Source organism: Streptomyces niveiscabiei, assembly GCF_001419795.1.
In the GTDB taxonomy this organism is placed as follows: domain Bacteria; phylum Actinomycetota; class Actinomycetes; order Streptomycetales; family Streptomycetaceae; genus Streptomyces; species Streptomyces niveiscabiei.
Genome location: NZ_LIRL01000693.1, coordinates 1 through 4,222, shown reverse-complemented (window position 1 = coordinate 4,222; position 4,222 = coordinate 1). Strand labels below are relative to the sequence as shown.

The 4,222-nt window shown below is 74.0% G+C and carries 5 protein-coding genes; all 5 read right to left on the bottom strand.

Annotation, left to right across the window (positions count from 1 at the left end; genetic code table 11):
* Positions 1 to 1,038, bottom strand: a 1,038-nt coding sequence (locus AOK24_RS30765; protein WP_055723313.1) for a glutamate-1-semialdehyde 2,1-aminomutase, incomplete at its 3' end; no start/stop codon positions are given.
* On the bottom strand, positions 1,035 to 1,586 hold the full coding sequence (locus tag AOK24_RS30760; RefSeq protein WP_055723312.1) for a dTDP-4-dehydrorhamnose 3,5-epimerase family protein: 552 nt from the start codon (positions 1,584 to 1,586) through the stop codon (positions 1,035 to 1,037). The genes AOK24_RS30760 and AOK24_RS30765, both read right to left, overlap by 4 nt.
* Positions 1,583 to 2,773 carry a polysaccharide pyruvyl transferase family protein gene (locus AOK24_RS30755; protein ID WP_055723311.1) on the bottom strand — a complete coding sequence of 397 codons (1,191 nt, stop codon included), beginning with the start codon at positions 2,771 to 2,773 and terminating at the stop codon, positions 1,583 to 1,585. The genes AOK24_RS30760 and AOK24_RS30755 overlap by 4 nt, the downstream gene beginning before the upstream one ends.
* A complete protein-coding gene (locus AOK24_RS30750; RefSeq protein ID WP_055723310.1) occupies positions 2,770 to 3,717 on the bottom strand; it encodes a glycosyltransferase family 2 protein in 948 nt (315 codons plus the stop codon). The genes AOK24_RS30755 and AOK24_RS30750 overlap by 4 nt, the downstream gene beginning before the upstream one ends.
* Positions 3,714 to 4,222, bottom strand: a 509-nt coding sequence (locus AOK24_RS30745; protein WP_478078775.1) for an MATE family efflux transporter, incomplete at its 5' end; no start/stop codon positions are given. The genes AOK24_RS30745 and AOK24_RS30750, both read right to left, overlap by 4 nt.

The window sequence follows — 4,222 nt, the reverse complement described above, 5'->3', positions numbered from 1 at the left end:
CCCCCGCACCACGACGTGGTCCCCGACCCCCATCCCGGCGGCGGCGTCGCGGACCCCGGCCGCCAGCCGGTCCCCGAGTGTGTGCAGCCGTGCGGTGATGCCCTCCTCGACGTACACGCTCTGCACGGCCATCGCGGCGGCCAGGGAATGCGTCTCCGCGCCGTGGGTCGTGGACAGCAGGAACACCCGGTCGCCGGAGCTTCGCAGCCCGCCCAGTTCCATCAGCTCGCGGCGCCCGGCGAGTGCGGCGACGGCGAAGCCGTTGCCGAGGGCCTTGCCGAACGTCGAGAGGTCGGGCACGACCCCGTACAGGCCCTGCGCCCCCGCCTCGGACCACCGGAACCCGGTGATCATCTCGTCGAAGACCAGCACGCACCCGTACCGGTCGGCGAGTTCGCGCAGACCGGCGAGGTAGCCGGGCGGCGGCTCGGTCTGGGTGGCCGGTTCGAGGATCAGGCAGGCGATGTCGCCGTCGCGGGCGAGGAGCGCCTCCGTCGCGGCGAGGTCGCCGTACGGGAACGACACCGTGAGGCCGTTCGGCGGGATGCCGGCGGACATCGGGGTGGTCGTGATGAACCAGTCGTCGGTGGAGAAGAAGGGATGGTCGGCGCAGAGGGCGACCCGGGAGCGGCCGGTGGCGGCGCGGGCGAGGCGTACGGCGGCGGTGGTCGCGTCGGAGCCGTTCTTGGCGAACTTGACCATCTCGGCGGTCGGCACGGTCGCGAGGAACCGCTCGGCGGCCTCGACCTCGACGACCGACGGCCGCACGAAGTTCGAGCCCCGGTCGAGCTGCCCGCGCACGGCCTCGATGACCCGGGGGTGCGCGTGGCCGAGACTGACCGAGCGCAGCCCGGAGCCGTACTCGACGTACCGGTTGCCGTCGACGTCCCACACATGGGCCCCGCGCCCATGGCTGATGACCGGCGCCAGGTTCTCCGGGTACTGGTCGTCGCCCTTGGCGTAGGTGTGCGCGCCCCCGGGGATCAGGGCGTGCAGCCGCTCGTTGGCCCGGCGTGACTTCTCGGTGCCCACGGTCATCCCTCCAGCCGCTTGAGAACCTCGGCGAGCCCGGGCGCCTCCCGGTCCCGGGGGGACAGCGAGGTGACGGGCAGCGGCCAGGGGATGCCCAGCTCGGGGTCGTCGAAGGCGATCGTGACGTCCTCGGACGGGTCGTGCGGCCGGTCGATCCGGTACGACGTGTCGGCGGTCTCGGTCAGTGCCTGGAAGCCGTGCCCGCACCCCGCCGGGATGTAGACGCTCGCCTGCGTCTCCCCGGACAGCTCGAAGAAGGCCCGGTTCAGGTACGTCGGCGAGGACGCCCGCAGATCCACGACGACGTCGAAGACCCGCCCGGACGAGCACCGCACCACCTTGGCCTCGCCCGCGCCGGAGCGCAGATGCAGGCCGCGCACCACCCCGCGCACCGACCGCGACAGACTGTCCTGCACGAAGGCGTCCGGGTCGATGCCCACCGACCGGACGACGTCGGCGTCGAAGGTGCGGCAGAAGAAGCCGCGTTCGTCGGCGTACGGCGTCGGTTCGAACAGGTACGCGCCGGTGATCTCGGGAACCGCGGTCGCTTTCAAGGAGCCTCCTGGCGGGACGGGTACAGCACGGTGGTCAGGGCGGCGAACTGGTGCTCCAGCCGCCGGGCGGTGGCGAGGTTGCGGTCGGCGAGCGTCCGCCGTACCTCGGTGGAGCGCTTCTCCAGCTCCCGGAACTGTTCGAGGAGCCGGTCGGCGTCGACGGCGCGCGCCGGATGGCAGTACGGGCCGAGCCCCATCGACGTCATCAGCGCCTCGCTCTTGGCGGCGTAGCTGAGCGCGAGGACCGGAGTGCCGGTCCGCAGGGCGCAGATCAGATTGTGGTAGCGGACGGCGACGACCGCGTCGGCCGCCGCCGTCTCCGTCATCAGGTCGGCCAGCGAGGCCGGTTCGGCGGCGCTGACCAGCGGCGAGCCGACCGCGTCGAGGATCGCGGCGACCACCGGCGCGTCGCACGTGTCGCCGGTCAGCAGCCGCACCCGCCGCCCTTCCCCGACGAGGACCCGCACGAACCGGATCGTCCCGTCGAGATACCGGGCGTGGATCTCGTCGGCCCGCGCCCGGTCGTCGTTGCCGCCGTGGAAGTCCATGACGCCGACGCACACCGTCCCCGGGGCCGGTGCCGCGACGGGCACCGGCAGCGAGAACGCGACGTCCGGATAGACCTCGTCCCGCGAGGTGTCCACGCCCATCGCCCGCATCGCGTCGCGCGCCCCGCCGTCCCGGTACGAGCGGTACGCCGCGAGCCGCGCCGACCACCGCACCAGCGCCCGCGTCGGCCGGCTGCGGATCTCGGCGGCGCCGACGCTGACCAGCGCGACCCGCGTCCCCAGCAGCCGCCCGCTCGCGCACAGCAGGAACAGCGCGTACGGGAACCCCCACGGCCGCAGCGGCAGCGTGGCCTCCAGGACACCCATCCCGGGCACGATCACCACATCGTGCCGCCGCACCCAGGCGGCCGTACGGACGATGTCGACGACCTTCCCGAGCCCCTTCCCGGCGACCGCCCCCGCCCGGGACGCCGTCCGGTACTCGCCCCGGTACCAGTGCAGCCGGGTCGCGGGGATGCCGAACCTCGCCGTCACCGCCTCGGGCCCGCCGCACAGCGCGTCCACGGTCACCGACGGATGCCGGTCCCGCAGATGGCGCAGGACGGCCTCCAGCGAGCCGTCGTTGCCGAGGTTCCCGGAGCCGAGCAGCCCGAACACCCCGACGCGCACCGGCTTCACGCCCGCCGCCCCTCGCGCCCGGCGACCAGGTCGTCCACGGACACCGACAGCTCCGACGGGTCGACCGGCGCCCGGTCCTCGACCCGCTCACCGCCGCCCGTGCGCGCCCGGCTCGTCAGCCACGCCGCGAGATGCCCGAAGCACGCCCGCCGGTCCGCCGACGACAGCGGCGCCCGCCGGATCGCGGAGGCGAACCCCCACACGTACTCGGCGAGCAGCCGGGGCGTCGGATGCAGCGGCCCCGCCCGGCGCGGGTCCAGGTTCACGCACCGCGCCCGCTTCGACGGGTTCGCGCGCTCGGCGCGGGTCGGGTGGTCGCGCCGGAAGTACAGCAGCTCCGGCACCTGGTGGAACCGCCCGTGCAGGGCGATCTCGGCGACGTACGTGCGGTCCGCGTGGTGGTAGCTGTCCATCGGCTTCACCCGCCGCAGCGCCTCGGTCCGGATCACCCCGTAGAAGTCGTCCCCGCCGGGCTCGAACAGCATGCTGCGAAACCGCTTCGGCGCATCCGGCGACGCGGTGTCGAGGGTGTACGCGTACGGCACCTTCACCTGGCCGTCCTCGTCGATGACCGCCTGGTCGGCGTGGGCGAGGATCACGTCCGGCCGCTCGTCGAGCGCCTCCACGCACCGCTTGAGGAGGTCGCGGGCGTACAGGTCGTCGTGCGAGGCCCACTTGAACAGCTCGCCCCGGCTCTCGGCGAGGACGTGGTTGTGGTTCGGCGTCGCACCGATGTTGCGGGGCAGGCGCAGATAGCGGATGCGGGAGTCCTGGGCGGCGTACTTGCGGCAGATGTCCTGGGTGCCGTCGGCCGAGGCGTTGTCGGAGATGACGAGTTCGAAGTCCTCGTAGGTCTGGCCGAGCAGGGCGTCGAGGGACTCGGCGAGGTACTCCTCGCCGTTGTAGACGGGCAGGCCGATGCTCAGCCTGGGACGGTCGGTCATGGCGTCCTCACTTCGGGAATCGGTTCCGGGCGGCGCTCGCGCAGGGCGGTCCGCAGGTGCAGCCACCACACGGCCGAACTGGTGACGGTCGCGGCGGCGACCCCCCAGGCCGAGCCGGCCGTGCCGGCCAGGGCGGCGCCGCCGAGGCCGCCGCCGACGTAGCAGGCGGAGGCGAAGAGCTGGGCGCGCAGGCTGCGCCGGGCCGCGCCGAGCGCGCGCAGCCCGGCCGCGGCGCCCGTGCCGAGACCGGCGCCCGAGACACCGAGGGCGATCGGCACGATCAGCGCGGACGCCGAGTGCCACACCTCGCCGAGCGCCGCCTCGCCCAGGGCGCCCGGCACCAGCAGCAGCGCCCCGCCCCACAGCAGGGCGCCCGCGGCCTGCCCGCCGCCCAGCAGGAGACAGAACGGGCCGAGCCGGTGCGGGGACTGCCGCAGCACCCGCGCCGCCTCCGGCACGGTCACCAGCGACAGCCCCATCAGCACCGCGAGGAACGGCCCCATCA

Excerpts from the sequence above, each read along its gene's own strand:
- AOK24_RS30750 (WP_055723310.1), bottom strand. The coding sequence starts at position 3,717 with ATGACCGACCGTCCCAGGCTGAGCATCGGCCTGCCCGTCTACAACGGC.